Here is a 212-nt window from a genome sequence, read left to right on the forward strand (position 1 = left end):
GAAGTAATTACAGAAACAGAAGAGCTAGAAGAAGTAGAAGTGATTGCAGAATCAGAAGAAGTGGAAGTAATTGCAGAAGCAGAAGAGTCAGAAGAAGTAGAAGTAATCGCAGAAGCAGAAGAGTCAGAAGAAGTGGAAGTAATTACAGAAACAGAAGAGCCAGAAGAAGTGGAAGTAATTGCAGAAGCGGAAGAGTCAGAAGAAGTAGAAGT

The 212-nt window shown here is 39.6% G+C and carries 1 protein-coding gene; it reads left to right on the forward strand.

The window, feature by feature from the left end; all coding sequences use genetic code 11:
* A partial coding sequence (locus tag MR167_RS33890) for a hypothetical protein (protein WP_242316334.1) occupies window positions 1-212 on the forward strand: 212 nt, incomplete at both ends.

The sequence above is a fragment of the Bacillus cereus group sp. BfR-BA-01355 genome (assembly GCF_022663675.1).
Lineage (GTDB): Bacteria > Bacillota > Bacilli > Bacillales > Bacillaceae_G > Bacillus_A > Bacillus_A thuringiensis_S.